This window comes from Pseudomonas sp. B6001 (assembly GCF_013386015.1).
Lineage (GTDB): Bacteria > Pseudomonadota > Gammaproteobacteria > Pseudomonadales > Pseudomonadaceae > Aquipseudomonas.
In genome coordinates, this window is the sequence record NZ_JACAOX010000016.1 from 26,837 (window position 1) to 42,983 (window position 16,147).

A 16,147-nucleotide genomic window follows, 5' to 3' on the forward strand; every position below is an offset into this window, starting at 1 on the left:
GATGCAGTTTTTATCCAATACCCACGGCTGTGAGGGTTGGGCTGGGGAAATGGCCCAGAGGATTCGTGCTTTCGATTGGTCCACCACCGACCTCGGCCCGATGAATGCCTGGCCCTCCAGCCTGACCAGCGCCGTGCAGATGATGCTGGCATCGCCCATGCCCATGGTGATGCTGTGGGGGCACGCCGGTTACATGATCTACAACGACAGCTATTCGGTATTTGCCGGCGGTCGCCACCCTTATCTGCTGGGTGCGCCGGTGGAACTGGGCTGGCCGGAAGTCGCCGACTTCAACCGCAATGTGGTCGACACCTGCCTGGCTGGCGGCACCTTGTCCTACCGCAACCTGCCCCTGGAACTGTTGCGCGACGGCCGCCCGGAAGAAGTCTGGATGGACCTGTATTACAGCCCCGTGGCCGGTGACGACCAACGACCGGCCGGGGTCCTGGCGATTGTAGTGGAGACCACCGAACATATGATCTCCGAGCGCCTGCGCCAGGAACTCACCCACAACCTGGAGCAGCGCGTGGCCGCGGAGGTGCAAGCCCGTTCCGCCGCCGAGGAACAGTTGCGCCAATCACAGAAGCTGGAAGCCATTGGCGGCCTGACCGGCGGCGTGGCCCACGACTTCAATAACCTGCTGCAAGTGGTCGCCGGCAACCTGCACCTGCTGGCCCGGCATGAACCGGACAACCCCCAGGTGCAGCGCCGGGTCAGCGCCGCCATCGCGGCAGTGGAACGTGGGGCCAAACTGACCTCGCAACTGCTGGCCTTCGCCCGTCGCCAGCCATTGTCACCGGCGGTGTACAACCCGCTGCGCATCTATGAAGGCCTGGGCGAGCTGCTGCAGCGGGCGCTGGGAGAAACCATCCACATTGATGTGCAACTGCCCCAGGATCCATGGTGCATTAACGTCGACCGCAACCAACTGGAAAACGCACTGCTCAACCTGGCGATCAACGCCCGGGATGCCATGAAAGGCGAGGGCGTGATTCGGATCACCGGCGAAAACATTATCCTCAACCCTCCGGATTGCGCCGGTAAAAGCATCAACCCCGGTGAATATGTGCGCCTGGCCGTCGCCGACAGCGGCGCCGGCATGTCACCAACGATCCTGGCACGGGCCTTCGAACCGTTTTTCACCACCAAGCCGAATGGCCACGGTACCGGCCTGGGCCTGAGCATGGTGTTCGGGTTCGTGCGCCAAAGTGGCGGGCATGTTGAGGTCGAGAGCGTGGAGGGCAGCGGCACCGTGGTGCAGATGTATTTCCCGCGCAACCTGGGAGAGCCGGAAAACCACGATGCGCCCGTCGAGCTCACACAACCCACCGGCGGCCATGAGACCATCCTGGTGGTTGAGGACAACGAAGGCGTACGCGCGGCCGCGGTGGAATTGCTCGAACAATCCGGCTACACCGTGCTCACCGCCGAAGACGGCGACCGGGCCATGCTGATGCTCCAGGCCGGCCTGCAACCGGACCTGATCTTCACCGACGTGGTGATGCCGGGCCGGGTCAAAAGCACCGACCTGGCCGAGTGGGCGCGCAGGCAAGTGCCGGCGATAGCGGTGCTGTTTACCTCCGGACATACCCGCGACATTCTTTCCAGCAACCACCTGCTGGGCAACGACATTCACCTGCTGAGCAAACCCTATGGCCCGGATGACTTGGCGCAACGGGTGCGCTCGGTACTGACCTCCCGAATGATGTGACGAATGAAGATCCAGCCAGTAACACCAAGCCACTGTGGGAGCCGGGCTTGCCCGCGATGGCGGAGTGTCAGGCACCCCATCCGGTAACTGGCACACCGTCATCGCGGGCAAGCCCGGCTCCCACAGTGGATCTTCACTGCCTTGAACACACCGATAAGGTTACCCATGACTTCCCAGCGCAATCTTCCCCCAGACACCTCACTCACCACCCAACGCCCAGGCTTCGTGCGGGTGCGGGGTGCCCGGGAGCACAACCTGCGCAACGTCGACGTGGACATCCCCCGCGACGCCCTGGTGGTGTTCACCGGCGTGTCAGGCTCCGGCAAGTCCTCGCTGGCATTCTCCACCGTCTACGCCGAAGCCCAGCGCCGCTATTTCGAATCCGTGGCGCCCTACGCCCGCCGCCTGATCGACCAGGTCGGCGTACCGGACGTCGACGCCATCGAAGGCCTGCCGCCCGCCGTGGCCCTGCAACAACAGCGCGGTACACCCAGCACACGTTCATCAGTGGGCAGCGTCACCACCTTGTCCAGCCTGATCCGCATGCTCTACTCCCGCGCCGGCAGTTACCCGGCGGGGCAACCGATGCTCTACGCCGAAGACTTTTCCCCCAACCTGCCCCAGGGCGCCTGCCCGCAATGCCACGGCCTGGGCCGCGTGTACGAAGTGACCGAAGCCCTGATGGTGCCCGATCCTTCCCTCACCATCCGCCAACGCGCCGTGGCGTCCTGGCCACTGGCATGGCAAGGCCAGAACCAGCGCGACATCCTCGTCACCCTCGGCTACGACGTCGACATCCCGTGGCGCGACCTGCCGAAAAAGCAGCGCGACTGGATCCTCTTCACCGACGAAACCCCCACCGTCCCGGTGTACGCCGGCTTCACACCTGCCCAAACCCGCGACGCCCTCAAACGCAAACTCGAACCCAGCTACCAGGGCACCTTCACCGGTGCCCGACGCTACATCCTGCACACCTTCACCCACTCCCAAAGCGCCCTGATGAAAAAGCGCGTGTCGCAATTCATGCAAGGCAGCCCATGCCCGCTGTGCGAAGGCAAGCGCCTGAACAAGGCCGCGCTGTCGGTGAAATTTGCCGGCGTGGATATTGGCGAACTGTCGCAAATGTCCTTGCTGCAACTTGCCGAACTGCTGCGCCCGGTGGCTGAAGGGCAGGGCGATAAAAAGCTCTCCGTGGAAAAACGTCTGGCCGCCCAACGCATCGCCCAGGACCTGCTCGAACGCGTCAGCACCCTGACCGACCTCGGCCTCGGCTACCTGGCCCTGGAACGCAGCACACCGACCCTGTCCTCCGGCGAACTGCAACGCCTGCGCCTGGCCACCCAACTGGGCTCGCAACTGTTCGGCGTGATCTACGTGCTCGACGAACCTTCCGCCGGCCTGCATCCCGCTGACGGCGAAGCCCTGTTCGCCGCCCTCGACCGCCTGAAGGCCGCCGGCAACTCACTGTTCGTGGTGGAACACGACCTTGAAACCATGCGCCGGGCCGACTGGCTGATCGACGTCGGCCCGGCTGCCGGTGAACACGGCGGCCAGGTCCTGTACAGCGGCCCACCCGCCGGCCTGGCGCAGGTCGAAGCCTCGCAAACCCGCGAATACCTGTTCGCCGAAAAACCCCCGGTCAGCCAACCACCGCGCCAACCCACCGGCTGGCTGAGCCTGGAAGGCGTCACGCGAAACAACCTCAACGACCTCAGCGTGGACTTTCCCCTGGGCTGCTTCACCGCCGTCACCGGCATTTCCGGCTCGGGCAAATCCAGCCTCGTCAGCCAGGCGCTGTTGGAACTGGTAGGCGCAGGCCTGGGCCGCGTGGTGGAAGCCGAAGACGAACCCAGCCTCGAAGACGACGCCCCGCAAACCAGCGGCGGCCGTATCAGCGGCGGGCTGGAACACATTCGCCGCCTGGTGCAGGTGGACCAGAAACCCATTGGCCGCACACCGCGCTCCAACCTCGCGACCTACACCGGCCTGTTCGACAACGTACGCAAACTGTTCGCCGCCACACCCGCGGCGAAAAAGCGCCATTTCGACGCTGGGCAATTTTCTTTCAACGTCGCCAAAGGCCGCTGCCCGAACTGCGAAGGCGAGGGGTTTGTCAGCGTTGAATTGCTGTTCATGCCCAGCGTGTACGCGCCATGCCCGACGTGCCACGGGGCGCGGTACAACCCGGAAACGTTAGCAATCAAGTGGGAAGGGCTGACCATCGCCCAGGTGCTGGGGCTGACGGTTGAACAGGCGGTAGAGGTATTTGCTGAAGAGCCGGGTGTGCTGCGCTCGCTGCAAGTGCTGCGGGATATTGGCTTGGGTTATTTGCGCCTTGGCCAGCCGGCGACCGAGTTGTCAGGCGGGGAGGCGCAGCGCATCAAGCTGGCGACCGAGCTGCAACGCAATGCCCGGGGCGCGACGTTGTATGTGCTGGATGAACCGACGACCGGGCTGCATCCGCGGGATGTGGACCGGTTGTTGAGCCAGTTGAATCATCTGGTGGAGGCGGGGCACACGGTGATTGTGGTGGAGCATGAAATGCGTGTGGTGGCCCAGAGTGATTGGGTGATTGATATTGGGCCGGGGGCTGGGGACAGAGGCGGGAAGGTGGTGGTGAGCGGGACGCCGCAGAAGGTGGCGAAGAGTAAGGGGAGCCGGACTGCGCCGTTTTTGGGGCGGGAATTGGGATAGCTAATGGCCGGAAGGGGTCTATTCATGGCTTTGCTCTCTAGCGTTCGGCACCTGGCGGGTGACCAAAGTAGGCCTTGTAGGCATGGTTGAAGTTAGCGGGATTGGCATAGCCCAGGCGGTAGGCGATCTGCGCCACCTGCCACTTGCGCTGACGAAGCAGATTGCGCGCAAGCTCCATGCGTTGCTGGCGCACATAATCCAGCATCGACTGGCCGTAGATTTGACTGAACGCCCGGCGCAGCGTGGTTTCCCCCACACCCAGGCTACGGGCCAGCGCTTGAGTGCCGGGAGGGTCGATCAGGTTGGCATCCAGTTGAAACCGCGCTTCATGGGCCAGGTCTGAATGACCGCGTACCGCAGGTATTGGCCTGGCAGGTTGAGGGGCAAGATGGGCTGCCAGCTCCACCAGCGCTGCCAGGCTCAGGCTTTCCTGATTAAGGCGCTCCAAGGCGCCTTGGTAGGGAGAGTGATATATCCGCTCCAGCAAACGCCCCAGTGCCGGGCACCCGTGCAGTCCCGAAAATTGAACGCCGTCATTGAGCAGGCTGAGTAACGGCTGGAGCGCCGAGTCTTCTTCGGCCAGCTCGCGCAAATAATCGCCTGCGATGCGTAGCCCGGCCATGCGCGCATGACTGCCGGCGGGCAGTTGATCGACGGTTTCCATGCTCTCACTCAGGCCCAGCACATGGACTGCGCCCGTGGTGTATTCATTGAGCACACCGTCGACCCGATGCTGCCACTGGCCGCCGAGCACCTGCACGATGCACACACTGTCGGGCAATACCTTGTGGATCTTCAGCGGCTCGGGGAACTGCAAGTCACAGTCGAAATACTGCAGGTCTGGCCGAACGGTCCGTGCGCGGTAGTGGCCGATGGCAGAACCAATAACCTGACGAGCGCTGTCGTCGAATACGCCGGCCTGGTCCAGGGGACCCGGGTGATCGAAGCAGAAGTGTGTGTCGAGATAAGGATTCTGGCGTTTCATCGAGAAGAGTTTGAGTCATGTCCTTATGTGTTCGCGCCATTGTACCCCGTCACTCGTCGTTGTGAACCGCAGTCTCATTGTTGTGCGCAACGGCCTGCACGGTTGGCAGATCGCCGAGGGTGACTTTCAATGGTCGGCCGTGAAATTCAAGGAACCTGAGTATGCTGATTTATCGCAAATGGGCTGCCGTGCTAAGCATGGTACTGGCCGTCATGACGGGCAATACCTTCGCTCAAGATCGCCCGGAAGTCGCAGATAAGGTCGCTGCGTATTCGGGTGAGGCCGGGGTGAAAGTCTGGACACTGCGTATCGGGGCCCGTGACGAAAATCAGGCACTGGTGCAAGTGGAAGGGGCTGACCACGACTGGAACCTGAAAATCCAAAAGATGTCTGTCGAGAAGACCAGCAAGGACGCGCGCTATTACACCACGGTAGACGGTCAGAAGTTCGTCGTACTGATTCTGCAAAACGGCTGGGGAGAGCTGTACTTGCCAGGCGAAGCAAAAGCGCTGGCCGTCGCCTATAACGAGGCGCTGGCGAGTCAGGGCAATGCGCAAGCATTTCTCACTGACTATCTCCAGGCGAACTGAGCCATGAGCCTGTTGAGACGATGGTCGTGGGGCCTGGCGATGTTGCTGCTGCCGCTGGTACTGATGGGCTGGAGCAGCCTTCAGAGCTGGCGTGCCGACAGTACCCTGGAAGAAGCGCAGGTGATGCGCCAATGGCTCGCCAGCCCGAGCGATGAATTGAGGCAGCAACTGCCGCAACAATGGCGCAAAACGCCGGTACTCCCGGACGACAGCCTGCGCGGCTACCTGCAGCGTGAGGTCGCTCGGGCCGATGCCGACCAGGGCTCGGTGCACATGCGCCAGGTCTTGGCGTTTCTCGGTTACTGGCTGGCGGTCGCGGCCGTGCTGGCGGGCTGCGCGACCTGGGTAAAACTGCGCCTGGATGCCTGGCGCGCGTTGCGTTCGCGGGACTTTCTTTATGACCGACTGGTCCTGAGCTGGCGTGCGCTGGGGCAGTGGCTGGTGGTCTACACCGGGTTGATAGTGGGGGCGCTGGCGATGGCCCTGCTGTATGAAGTCAGCTGGGGCTGGAGCAACCGCCAGAACAGCGGCATGGTGATACTGCTGGTGGTGGTGCCCTTGCTGGTGATGCTGTACCTAGGCGTGCTGTTGATTGGGCGCCTGCGTCGGCAATGGCAGGATATGGAAACGCCGCAATCCGGGTTTCTGGGGCGTTCAATCAGCCGGGCCAGCGCCCCGGCCTTATGGGAGTGGATAGAAAAACTGGCAGCCGTCACCCGCGCGCCCGTGCCAGACCACATCGTGATTGGGGTCGACCAATCGTTTTTCGTCACCAGTGTCCAGGTGGCCCTGCAACCCTCGGGGCAACTGTTGACGGGCCGTACGATGTACCTGCCGCTGACTTTCCTGTCGACCTTGAGCCAGGAAGAAGCCGCCTCGATTATCGGCCATGAGCTTGGCCACTTCAGCAGCCGCGACACCGAGCGCGGCAGTGAAGCCGGGGCACGGTTCAGCCTGATGTACATGCATTTCCTGAACATCAGCGCGGTGGATGACATGCCGTCCTGGATCGAACGCCCGGCGATCTGGATGACGTGGCGCTTTCTGCACCACTTCCAGATAGCCGTGCACCATTGGAGTCGTGCGCAGGAATTGGTGGCGGATAAGGTCGGGGCGCAAATTGCCGGCGAGCGGCTGTTTTGCCAGGCGCTGCTGCGCGTCATCGCCCTTGATGCCGAAGTCAACAAACTGCTTGGGCAGCGTACCCACAGCAACTTGATCCAGGCGTTAGCGGACCACCTTCGCCAGGCTCCGGTGATCTTGAACGAGGCGGTGATGGATCACGCGATCGCTCATCCGTTCGATACCCATCCCCCCACTGCCGTGCGCCTGCAGCAACTGGGTGTGGTTCTCGACGATCAGTTGCTGGCCCAGGCAACACGGACGCCCACCGCGCACGACCGGCAGTGGTTCAGTCAACTCACTCATGATCCGCAGTCGGCTGAAGATGCCAACAAGAATGGAGTACCGGTATGAACCACCCTGATGATCCACTGGCCAGCCTGGCCCAATCCCTCACTGAGGATTTTAATCAGCACACTGGCGATCAGTTGCAGGCGGCCATCCAGGAACGCGAGGAGTGGTTGGCCGAGGTTCCCGCAGTCACCGAACTGGCCTACCCACGCAAGGTGCGCCGCACCCTGTTGCTCTTTTCAGTGTTCGCTTTCGTGATGGCTGGCGGGAGTGCATGGGATGGCAAAAACGCGTTCATGGGAGGCATTTTTGCAATCGTGGCGCTGGTTTTGCTCAGCGGGGTGTGGCTGCACCGTCGGGCCGGCGAGGAGATCCTGATGCGCCTGACCCATAGCCACTTGTGGTTTCGCAACCTTGATGCAGAAATCGATCTGCTGGATATCGGTGATATCCACATCAAAGAGGGCCGCATCAAGCTATGGATCACGCTGACATTGCGCGAGGGTGCGCCATTGCCCGCCTGCAAAAACGCTGCGGGCCCCCTGATGCCCCACGTCAAGATCAAGCGCTCCCGGGAGCCTCAGATATGCTTGACGCTGTTCGGCCTGCAACTGAACGGTAAAGTCCTCACCGGCGAACAAGTGCTGGAAATGCTGGACACCTACTGCAACGCGGCGCGTGTAGAGGGTGAGTTGCGGGCGTTGAAGGCTTCCTGAAGGGGTAGGGGGCTACATCCGTGTGTGGCGAGGGCGCTCGCTCCTCGCCACACACATTGATGTATTCGACAGTTTCAGCGACTTGCCTCGGTACGCCACAGCACAGGCCAATGAACCTGCTCCAGCCCCATGCAGGTGTTCATTTCAGCCGCATGCGTCAGCGTGAAACCGTTACCGTCGTAGCGCCAGCGCAGCGCAGTGCCACAACCGCCCATGCCCATCGCCATTGCCTGGCTGCTCAGTTCACCCGTGGCCGGATCAAAATCGACCAGGCCGTTGGGCTCTCTTTCCGGCAGATTTGGCACTTCGGCGACCCGCGCTGGGCGCGCCTGCTCAGGGTGGTCCAGGGGCGCCTGGTAGATATTGTAGAAACAGTTGTATGCCCCACAGCCGGTTTCGATGATCACCAGCGCTTGATCTGCACTCAAGGCATAGGCGTTAGCCTTTGGCGCAACGCCTTCATTCAGATCCGCTTGCCACTCCTTGCGCGTGGCCGCCACCACAGCATCCGCGACTTCTTTTGCCCTGTCCGGGGTTAGCGCAACGGGTGCCTGCCAACTCGGTACCGGCGGTGCGGCCGGTGCTTGCGGCACGCTGCTGGCGGGCGCCTGCCCCTTGGAAATCAGTGCGTCCTGTGTGCCAACCCGCCCCTGAACCGAGTCGATCAGCAAAAGCGCCGCGCTCATCCCGTTTAGCGAGGCGACGGAGGTACCGCCCTCAATGGGTAAAATCAACTCCCGCCCGTTGCGCAACTCTGCAATCAAGGCGTCGGCATTCGTTCCGGTCAGAGCAAACACCTCAGATATCTCACCTTTTTTGAGTTCGCCAGGCTCGAATCGATTTTTCAGCGGCTTGCCATCGAGTGTTGGCTGACCCTGGGGGGCGGTGTAGCTGAACACGCCTACCCGCAAGTCTCCATGTGGGCCGGCTTCACGCGTTACCCGCAGGCTGAACGTCGAGATACCGATATCGTCACGCTCCGGGACGGCACCGATAGCCGTGCAGGCACGCGTGTTATCACAGCCGACAATCCAGTCCTTGATAGAACGCTCCAAAGGGACATTGTCGGCGGCGTTCGCACTGGTAACTGCAGCAGCCATCAGGAATATGAGGGGGAGTCGGGTCATCAAACAGGTGCCTGTAGACTGGAAAAACGCTATTAGGGCAGGGTTCTTTGCCAATACCTATTGCATGGCCGTCAGGCACAACAGAAACCCCGGCTGGAACAATCGGTACGGTGTTCCAGCCAGCGCCTGAACGTGGGATGTCGCCAGTCCAGTGCGCTGCACATCAGGGTGACTTTGCGCCGTTGCGCCCCTCAATGCTGCGCACCAACGCCCCAAAAAGCTCACCCTGCGGCATCTCGCTCAAGGGAATATTCGCCTTCTCGAACCACTCCCGATCCGCCTCTGGGTGCGGGCCGCTCAGAACCACTACCCCGTTTTCATAGGTGTAACGCGCTGCCGCCACATCACCATTCCGGTAGGTCGCAATGGTTGAAGAAGGCGAGGTCGCGTCAGGCCTGGGGAAGTAAGGCCCATCCTGATAAAAGACGCTATCGGTTTTCCCATCCCACACAACCTGCACCGCCGCGTCTGCAATGCCCGCGACCTCAAACCCAGGCCTGCCCGCCTCTGAATCAAGGTCGTAGGGTATCAGGCCAAAGTTGCTGTCGTCGGCCAGATAAGCACCCATACAAAGCCCCAGGTAGCGCCCACCCTGGGCGACAAAGTCACGAATGGCCTGCACCCGCGCATCCCCCAAACTATCAAGCGCCGCAGGGATGTCCTGACCGCCACCCGGTTGAACGTAGAGGTCATAACGAGCGAGGTTTTGCGGCGTGATGTCGATCGATTCATCGGCACCTACAAAGTCAATCTGCGCAGTTGGGCGGACGCGCAGCAGGGCTGTTTTGACATTCTCTGAACATCCCTCGCAGCCCGCCGGGCCTCGGTAGATAGCGACATGGGCGATGGGTGTCGCGGCGTGCACTGAGGAAGGAAGCAGTGTGAAAAACGCAAAAAGCGTCGCGGCGATGGCGTGCAGATTCATGGTTGTAGAGTCGTCTTAGAGCTGATTGGGTCCGATCGGACTTTGTGATTCGAAGCCTAAAGCCAATAGCCAGTTGAAGGAGTTAACATTTGTAAAACGGCTAGGAAAAATCGGGATTGATGATCGCAACGACGGTTTTCCCATTGAAATTTATGGGTTTTCCTTTAGTGCATAAATATCGAAGAGAGCGTTTCTTCCATTTTCAGTCCCCGGAATTTTTCAGGCCGTTTGAGTCAGCTCTCGGCCATGCGCGAATGCTATCGGCCAATAGCACACACTCAAGTATCGACTATGCTTGGAGCGATTCAGCCCTGTACCTGAAGGATCTAAACAATGGGGTACCTTGTCGTTGCTCACGCGATGAATGTGAAGCCGGAGTTAGAACCACTTTCTACGTTGCCGGTGAGCATTGGTTGGTCATTGCACCAGGATGAAAACGCCACGTCGTTCTACTTAGACACGTTCAAGGCTGGCGAAGAACGGAAATGGCCCTTTACGTCTATGCCACCCATCAAGGATGTACCGCTTGAGCTCCCTCAAGAATTGGCAGCGCTATCGCGGATATACAAAGTGCTTAAGGATGCTCAGCTAGCCGACTACTTCAAGAGAGCTTTCCTGAATGTGAATTTAGCGCTGAGTAAAAGCCTTCAATTACACGTTTGCAGCTTTTGCACGGATGACGACGGGCTGGATTTTGTGTGTGTATCTTCGAATGGTGAACTGCAAAGGCTGCGTTGCGTTTGCGGTGATCTGGATATCACCTACGAGCTTGGGACGGTCATGATCCAGCCGCTTCTGATAGACGGCGTTGAAGGCACCGATGTAAGTGGTCTGCATGACCCAGAGAGCGGCATTCACGTCTTGAGTCGGAATATAACGCCCTCGTCGTTACTGCATGCAGTGGCTTCAGCAGAAACCACTCGCTTTCTACAAGCAGAAAGCCCCCCTCTGGGTCTAGGTAGCTTCGATGGTCTGGACGTCGCACCGGTAAAGATTGCTGGCTCTAAGATCGCCTCGCTGAAGCCTGGGGTGGTTGCTCAGAAAGCGTGGTGGAGGCGGTGGTAGTTGTATCGACGACTTCGACCCAAGCCAGGAGGTTTTTCGGGGAAAAGTAGTCAATTATCAGCATCGAAAAATTGGGGCCGATAATGGGGGCCAATTTTCAAAAAGCTACCCGTCACGATGGGCTGCAATCGGCCAATAGCAGTCCCTCCGTCCAGAACCATTTTCCACCCTTAGCAGTCACTCAAGCCGACCACTTTTTCTTATTCGCCTTATCTCTACCTTGTAAATTTGCTCGTGTTCGAGCCGCATATTAGATGACATAGTCATCCACTGATCCGGACCGAGCCCCAAGCTCTTCAACCTCCCGAACCACCGTGCCAAGAATGCCGATCCCTTCATGAATCTGCTGCGTTGTCAGGCCGGCATAGCCCAAAATGAGCCCTGCCGGTCGCTCGTATTCTACCGACGTGGGTTCGGCAAACAGCGGCGAAAGCGGATATACGCCAACCCCGCGTTCGAGCGCTATCGCCTGCAACGTCGGCTCATCCTGAGCGCGAAGCGCGGGTAGCGTTAATACGCCGTGTAAGCCCGCCGCCATGCCGGCCAGTTGCCCATATTCCGCCAGATGCTGTTCAAAAGCCTCCAGTAATGCCCTTCGCCGCAGTTCATTTTCCCGCCGCAGGCGGCGAACGTGACGCTCATAGGTTCCACTTTCGATCAATGAGGCGAGCACGTTTTGCTCCCAGCGCGGTGAGTGTCGATCGGTCAGCCGTTTTGCTTCACGGAAAACGTGAACCAACTCGCGTGGAAGAACCAGATAACCCAACCTGAGTTGCGGTGAGAGTGCCTTGGAGAACGTTCCGACATAAATGACGCGAGCATCTGCGTCCATGGATTGCAGTGCGTCGATGGGCCGCTGGCCATAGCGAAACTCGCCGCCGTAATCGTCCTCAATGATCCACGCACGATGCCGCCTCGCCCAACTCAGCAGTTCGAGGCGACGTGCGACAGGAAGCACCGCCCCCATGGGAAACTGGTGCGACGGAGTGACAAAGGCCAGGCGCACGCGATCACCTTCCGGCAGAGCACTGGTATCCAGTCCAGAGGCATCGACGGGTATGGGCAACGCCGTCGCGCCCGTGGCCTCAAAGCAATATCTGGCCATGCGGTAGCCAGGCTCTTCGAAGACGAATGCATCTTGCGGGTTCAGCAAAAGCCGGGCGCACAGGTCAAGTCCTTGCTGCGAGCCATGCACGACGAGTATTTGATCCGCATCGCACGCCAGACCGCGTGCGCGTCGCAGATAACCTTGCAGCGCATTGCGCAAGCGCTCTTCCCCTTCGGGGTGGCCGTAAGCGAGGCTCGGTTGACGCTTGACTAGTTCGGAACGGTAGGCGCGCTGCCAACCCAGCGCCGGAAAATCCCTGGTAGCGACCGAGCCGTACCTGAAATCGATGCGGGCTTGGGGTGACGCCATGTTGTACGGCTTCATGATGGCCACTCGTTGCCCGTAAAGGGAAAGCACTGGCGGCAGTTCCTTTTGCTGCGCCGAGTCCCCTTGGGCATGCCCGGATTGAGTGCTGATTATGCTCGCTACCGTGGCGGCCTTGCCCACTGATGTCAGGACAAAGCCTTCGGCCGCCAGTTGCTCGTAAGCCGCCGTTACCGTGGTTCGCGACACGCCGAGTTCGGCCGCGATTGCCCGCGTCGACATGAGCCTCGTGCCGGCGGCAAGCGTGCCGTCTTCTATCTGCGCGCGCAGCCTGGCATAGATCCGACGTTGCGCGCCGCGGGAAAATGCATCCGGATTGGCTGAAAACTGGCCCATGGAAAAACCTCGAAACTGGCACTTTCGATGATGCAGGTCGTGGTCGACATTATGGACTCCCAACAATCCGTAGTGAAATCCCATGTACATTCCCGAACACTTCGCAGAGCACCGCCCGGAACAGTTGCACCGAATTATCCGCGACAATCCGCTGGGCATCCTCGTGACTGAGGGTGAATCCGGCATGGATGCGGACCACATTCCCTTTGAACTCGATACCGGCCACGGAACATACGGGTTGCTGACCGCTCATGTGGCCCGCGCCAATCCTGTGTGGCAACGTTGCGCCGGCGGCACGCCTGTCATGGTGATCTTCAGGGGGGCAGAAGGCTACATTTCGCCCAACTGGTATGCGTCCAAGCACGAAACGCATCGCCAGGTTCCCACATGGAACTACGAGGTGGTGCATGTGCATGGCGTCATGCGCGTGATGTCGGAAGAAAAGCTCCTGCGCCGCACCCTGGCCCAGCTGACTCGCCACCAGGAGTCCAAGGAGATCAAGCCCTGGAAGATGGGCGATGCGCCGCGTGAATATCTGGACGAGATGGTGTCGAGAGTTGTCGGTATCGAGATCGAAATGCAGTGCGTTGAATGCAAGCGCAAGCTCAATCAAAACAAGTCGCACGCTGATCGCTTGTCTGCGATCGCGCACTTGCGCGAGCGCGGGCACGTTGAGCTTTCTTCGATAATGCTGGCCAACCTTGAGCAGCCGGATCAGGGGGCAGCACCGTGGACCTTGAGTTGACCACCACCACGATTCTGGTGACCTTCGCCGGAGTTTTTTTGATCTGCTTTATGAAAGGTGCTTTCGGTGGAGGCTTCTCCATTGTCGGCATTCCGCTGCTGTCGCTGGTGATGGATCCGCTCACAGCCGGCGGACTGCTAGCGCCGTTGTTTATCGCGATGGACCTGTTCGGCCTGCGTTACTGGAAGCCATCCACTTGGTCTAAACCCGACTTGGTGCTGTTGTTACCAGGTCTGATTGTCGGCATCGGTGTCGGCTATCTACTCTTTCGCGTCATGGATCACCGCGCAGTCGCGTTAGTGATGGCGGCGGTTACCCTGATTTTTGTCGGCCTCTGGTTCAAAACCGGTGGGGAAATCAGGGTCAGCCAGCGCTCATCGCTCAAGGCGGTGTCCGCAGGCGTCACCTCTGGGATCACGACTATGGTCGCGCATTCTGGTGGGCCACCATTAGCGATGTACCTGTTGCCGCTCGGTCTAAGCAAGAAAACCTACGCCGGCACCACCAGCATGTTCTTTACCGTAGGCAATCTGCTCAAGGCAGTGCCTTGGCTGCTGTTAGCCAGGCCCACCGGTAACGTGCTAAGCCTGATGGTCATCTGCCTGTTAGCAGTTCCAAGTGGTGTCTGGCTGGGCTGGCGACTGCACACCAAGCTGGATCAACGCCAGATGTACCTTGCCTGCTACTGCCTGCTCGTAGTCACGGCGGTAAAACTTCTGTGGGACGGCATAAGTGGCTATATCGTCTGAAAATGCCTCACCACTATGAGGCCCAACGTTACGGCCATTATCCGACTGGCTGCCAACGGAATGTTAGCAGTCAGAGGCCGTTCAAATGGCCTGTGACACTAGGATGCTCTGCTCGGCTAGGCGTGCTTCATCGAGCTAAAATTAGCGCTTGAGGACTTCGTCAGGGTAGTAACCGAGCATCTGAACTGGACGCAGATACTCAGACGGCGCTCCGAACAATTTAATCGAGCTGCTTAGAGTGACGAAGTTGAGATTGAGCGGCGGCGTAATATCACCGGCATTGCGTGCCGTCGCTTGAGCCTCATCGAGTGCCTCGGAGATGCTGTTGATTGCAGCTCCGGAACACTCCGAGGAAGGCATCACACAGCATTTGTGTGAACTGGCTTGCCTGCATTTTGGCTGAGCCGAATTCGGACTAAGCGGCAGTAAAACCGGTCAGGGCTTGGACAAGCTCCTGAACCCAGCTTGGCCACCCACCTTAACAACCAACCAGGCCAGCAGCACCAATCCCAAGGTTGCCCAGGGGATCGATCCCACGCCTGTCGTCTCAAGCAGTACACCGCCCACTACGGCACTGCCCGCAAACGCGAGGTTCAGCACGGTCACCAGCATCGACTGAGCCACATCGGCACCGTCGGCAGCAGCATTCGCCAAAGCTGTCTGTAGCAGGGTCGGTGCACCGCTGTAACTCAGGCCCCAGGCAGCCATCGCCAGATAAACCGCTATGGCAGGCAAGCCACCCAACGCCAATGCCAGCGATACCAGCGCAAACCCGGCCAGGCTCAACAGCACCAACCGCCGCAGCCAGCGGTCAATCAATAGCCCGGTGAGCCAGATACCCACGAGAGCCGCAATGCCGAACGCAAGCAATGCCTGCTCGACCTGTCCATCCAACCCGACCGATGCCAGGAATGCCGCAATATAGGTGTAGAGCATGTAATGAGCCATGATCCACAGCATAACTACCGTCAGCACCGGTCGCACGCCTGGCCTGGACAAAACATGGCCCAGGGACAAGCGCTGACCAGCCCGTTGCCCGGCAAAGTCAGGGACATTCAGCCGAATCCAAACCATCAGCGCCAGGCTCAACGCCGCTAGCAGCCCGAACACATTGCGCCAACCGATCTGTTCACCCAGCCAGGCACTCAGTGGTACGCCCAACGCCAAGGCGACGGGGATACCCAGCATAGCCACTGCCATCGCGCGGCCTTGCAAGGGCGCGGCGACCATGCGTCGCGCATAACCGGCCAACAGGCTCCACGCCACACCAGTGGCGACCCCGACGATCAGGCGCGCGACCAGGGTGAGGGCAAAATACGGCGACAAGGCAGTTACCGCGTTGCACAAACAGAACACCCCCACTGTCAGTAATAACACAAGGCGCCGTGGCCAACCTTGCAAGGCCAAGGTCAAGGGAACGGCCGCCAGCCCGGAACCGAGGGCACACGCGGTGACCCATTGCCCCGCCCATGCCTGGGAAACCTCAAACGTGTCGGAGATGTGTGGCAACAGGCCGGCGGGTACGCTCTCGTTGGCAGTGGCGATAAAACTCGCGGTGGTCAGGGCCAGTAAGCCAGTGATAGGTAGTTCTGAGGACGGCGGGGGGGTGGGTTGAATCGATTCTTCGCGGTTCATGAGCTTGCTCGAAAAACAGGTGAG

The 16,147-nt window shown here is 60.0% G+C and carries 13 protein-coding genes; 8 read left to right on the forward strand and 5 right to left on the reverse strand.

Going from position 1 to position 16,147, the window contains the following annotated elements; genetic code table 11:
• Position 1 precedes the first annotated feature (1 nt).
• Entirely contained in the window at positions 2–1,711 is a 1,710-nt protein-coding gene (locus tag HX821_RS16770) for an ATP-binding protein (protein ID WP_023658732.1), read from the forward strand.
• Positions 1,712–1,876: 165 nt separating this feature from the next.
• Entirely contained in the window at positions 1,877–4,405 is a 2,529-nt protein-coding gene (gene uvrA, locus HX821_RS16775; RefSeq protein WP_177036097.1) for an excinuclease ABC subunit UvrA, read from the forward strand.
• A gap of 37 nt (positions 4,406–4,442) precedes the next feature.
• Here the strand turns inward: uvrA and HX821_RS16780 are convergent, their stop codons facing one another.
• The gene (locus HX821_RS16780) at positions 4,443–5,390 is read right to left on the reverse strand and encodes an AraC family transcriptional regulator (RefSeq protein ID WP_087694703.1); all 948 of its coding nucleotides are present in this window, start codon (positions 5,388–5,390) and stop codon (positions 4,443–4,445) included.
• Positions 5,391–5,551: 161 nt separating this feature from the next.
• Here HX821_RS16780 and HX821_RS16785 point away from each other — a divergent pair, with 161 nt between their 5' ends.
• Genes HX821_RS16785 through HX821_RS16795 form a run of 3 tightly spaced genes read left to right on the forward strand, consistent with a single transcriptional unit; the run spans position 5,552 to position 8,109 of the window.
• On the forward strand, positions 5,552–5,980 hold the full coding sequence (locus HX821_RS16785) for a hypothetical protein (RefSeq protein WP_177036098.1): 429 nt from the start codon (positions 5,552–5,554) through the stop codon (positions 5,978–5,980).
• Positions 5,981–5,983: 3 nt separating this feature from the next.
• Entirely contained in the window at positions 5,984–7,456 is a 1,473-nt protein-coding gene (locus HX821_RS16790; RefSeq protein WP_023658733.1) for a M48 family metallopeptidase, read from the forward strand.
• Positions 7,453–8,109 carry a hypothetical protein gene (locus HX821_RS16795; RefSeq protein ID WP_003210505.1) on the forward strand — a complete coding sequence of 219 codons (657 nt, stop codon included), beginning with the start codon at positions 7,453–7,455 and terminating at the stop codon, positions 8,107–8,109. The genes HX821_RS16790 and HX821_RS16795 overlap by 4 nt, the downstream gene beginning before the upstream one ends.
• 74 nt (positions 8,110–8,183) lie before the next feature.
• On the opposite strand, the gene HX821_RS16800 is transcribed toward HX821_RS16795, so the two are convergent.
• Entirely contained in the window at positions 8,184–9,236 is a 1,053-nt protein-coding gene (locus HX821_RS16800) for a DUF1176 domain-containing protein (RefSeq protein ID WP_177036099.1), read from the reverse strand.
• Positions 9,237–9,399: 163 nt separating this feature from the next.
• Positions 9,400–10,161, reverse strand: a complete 762-nt coding sequence (locus tag HX821_RS16805) for a BPL-N domain-containing protein (RefSeq protein ID WP_177036100.1) — start codon at positions 10,159–10,161, stop codon at positions 9,400–9,402.
• Positions 10,162–10,494: 333 nt separating this feature from the next.
• On the opposite strand from HX821_RS16805, the gene HX821_RS16810 reads away from it, so the two are divergent.
• A complete protein-coding gene (locus HX821_RS16810; protein WP_177036101.1) occupies positions 10,495–11,226 on the forward strand; it encodes a hypothetical protein in 732 nt (243 codons plus the stop codon).
• A 250-nt stretch (positions 11,227–11,476) separates the two neighbouring features.
• Here HX821_RS16810 and HX821_RS16815 read toward each other — a convergent pair whose 3' ends face one another.
• The gene (locus HX821_RS16815) at positions 11,477–13,078 is read right to left on the reverse strand and encodes a PLP-dependent aminotransferase family protein (protein ID WP_008432589.1); all 1,602 of its coding nucleotides are present in this window, start codon (positions 13,076–13,078) and stop codon (positions 11,477–11,479) included.
• Between HX821_RS16815 and HX821_RS16820 the strand changes: the two genes are divergently transcribed.
• Both HX821_RS16820 and HX821_RS16825 read left to right on the forward strand, forming a co-directional pair.
• On the forward strand, positions 13,077–13,739 hold the full coding sequence (locus HX821_RS16820) for an FMN-binding negative transcriptional regulator (RefSeq protein WP_008432591.1): 663 nt from the start codon (positions 13,077–13,079) through the stop codon (positions 13,737–13,739). The two genes, HX821_RS16815 and HX821_RS16820, sit on opposite strands and share 2 nt — an antisense overlap.
• Positions 13,724–14,488 carry a sulfite exporter TauE/SafE family protein gene (locus HX821_RS16825; RefSeq protein ID WP_003210527.1) on the forward strand — a complete coding sequence of 255 codons (765 nt, stop codon included), beginning with the start codon at positions 13,724–13,726 and terminating at the stop codon, positions 14,486–14,488. Before HX821_RS16820 ends, HX821_RS16825 begins: the two co-directional genes overlap by 16 nt.
• 435 nt (positions 14,489–14,923) lie before the next feature.
• Here HX821_RS16825 and HX821_RS16830 read toward each other — a convergent pair whose 3' ends face one another.
• Positions 14,924–16,123, reverse strand: a complete 1,200-nt coding sequence (locus tag HX821_RS16830; RefSeq protein ID WP_177028431.1) for an MFS transporter — start codon at positions 16,121–16,123, stop codon at positions 14,924–14,926.
• Between the last annotated feature and the right edge of the window lie 24 nt (positions 16,124–16,147).

Coding starts and splice junctions, on each gene's coding strand:
- HX821_RS16770 (WP_023658732.1), top strand. CDS start 2: ATGCAGTTTTTATCCAATACCCACGGCTGTGAGGGTTGGGCTGGGGAA.
- uvrA (WP_177036097.1), top strand. CDS start 1,877: ATGACTTCCCAGCGCAATCTTCCCCCAGACACCTCACTCACCACCCAA.
- HX821_RS16780 (WP_087694703.1), bottom strand. CDS start 5,390: ATGAAACGCCAGAATCCTTATCTCGACACACACTTCTGCTTCGATCAC.
- HX821_RS16785 (WP_177036098.1), top strand. CDS start 5,552: ATGCTGATTTATCGCAAATGGGCTGCCGTGCTAAGCATGGTACTGGCC.
- HX821_RS16790 (WP_023658733.1), top strand. CDS start 5,984: ATGAGCCTGTTGAGACGATGGTCGTGGGGCCTGGCGATGTTGCTGCTG.
- HX821_RS16795 (WP_003210505.1), top strand. CDS start 7,453: ATGAACCACCCTGATGATCCACTGGCCAGCCTGGCCCAATCCCTCACT.
- HX821_RS16800 (WP_177036099.1), bottom strand. CDS start 9,236: ATGACCCGACTCCCCCTCATATTCCTGATGGCTGCTGCAGTTACCAGT.
- HX821_RS16805 (WP_177036100.1), bottom strand. CDS start 10,161: ATGAATCTGCACGCCATCGCCGCGACGCTTTTTGCGTTTTTCACACTG.
- HX821_RS16810 (WP_177036101.1), top strand. CDS start 10,495: ATGGGGTACCTTGTCGTTGCTCACGCGATGAATGTGAAGCCGGAGTTA.
- HX821_RS16820 (WP_008432591.1), top strand. CDS start 13,077: ATGTACATTCCCGAACACTTCGCAGAGCACCGCCCGGAACAGTTGCAC.
- HX821_RS16815 (WP_008432589.1), bottom strand. CDS start 13,078: ATGGGATTTCACTACGGATTGTTGGGAGTCCATAATGTCGACCACGAC.
- HX821_RS16830 (WP_177028431.1), bottom strand. CDS start 16,123: ATGAACCGCGAAGAATCGATTCAACCCACCCCCCCGCCGTCCTCAGAA.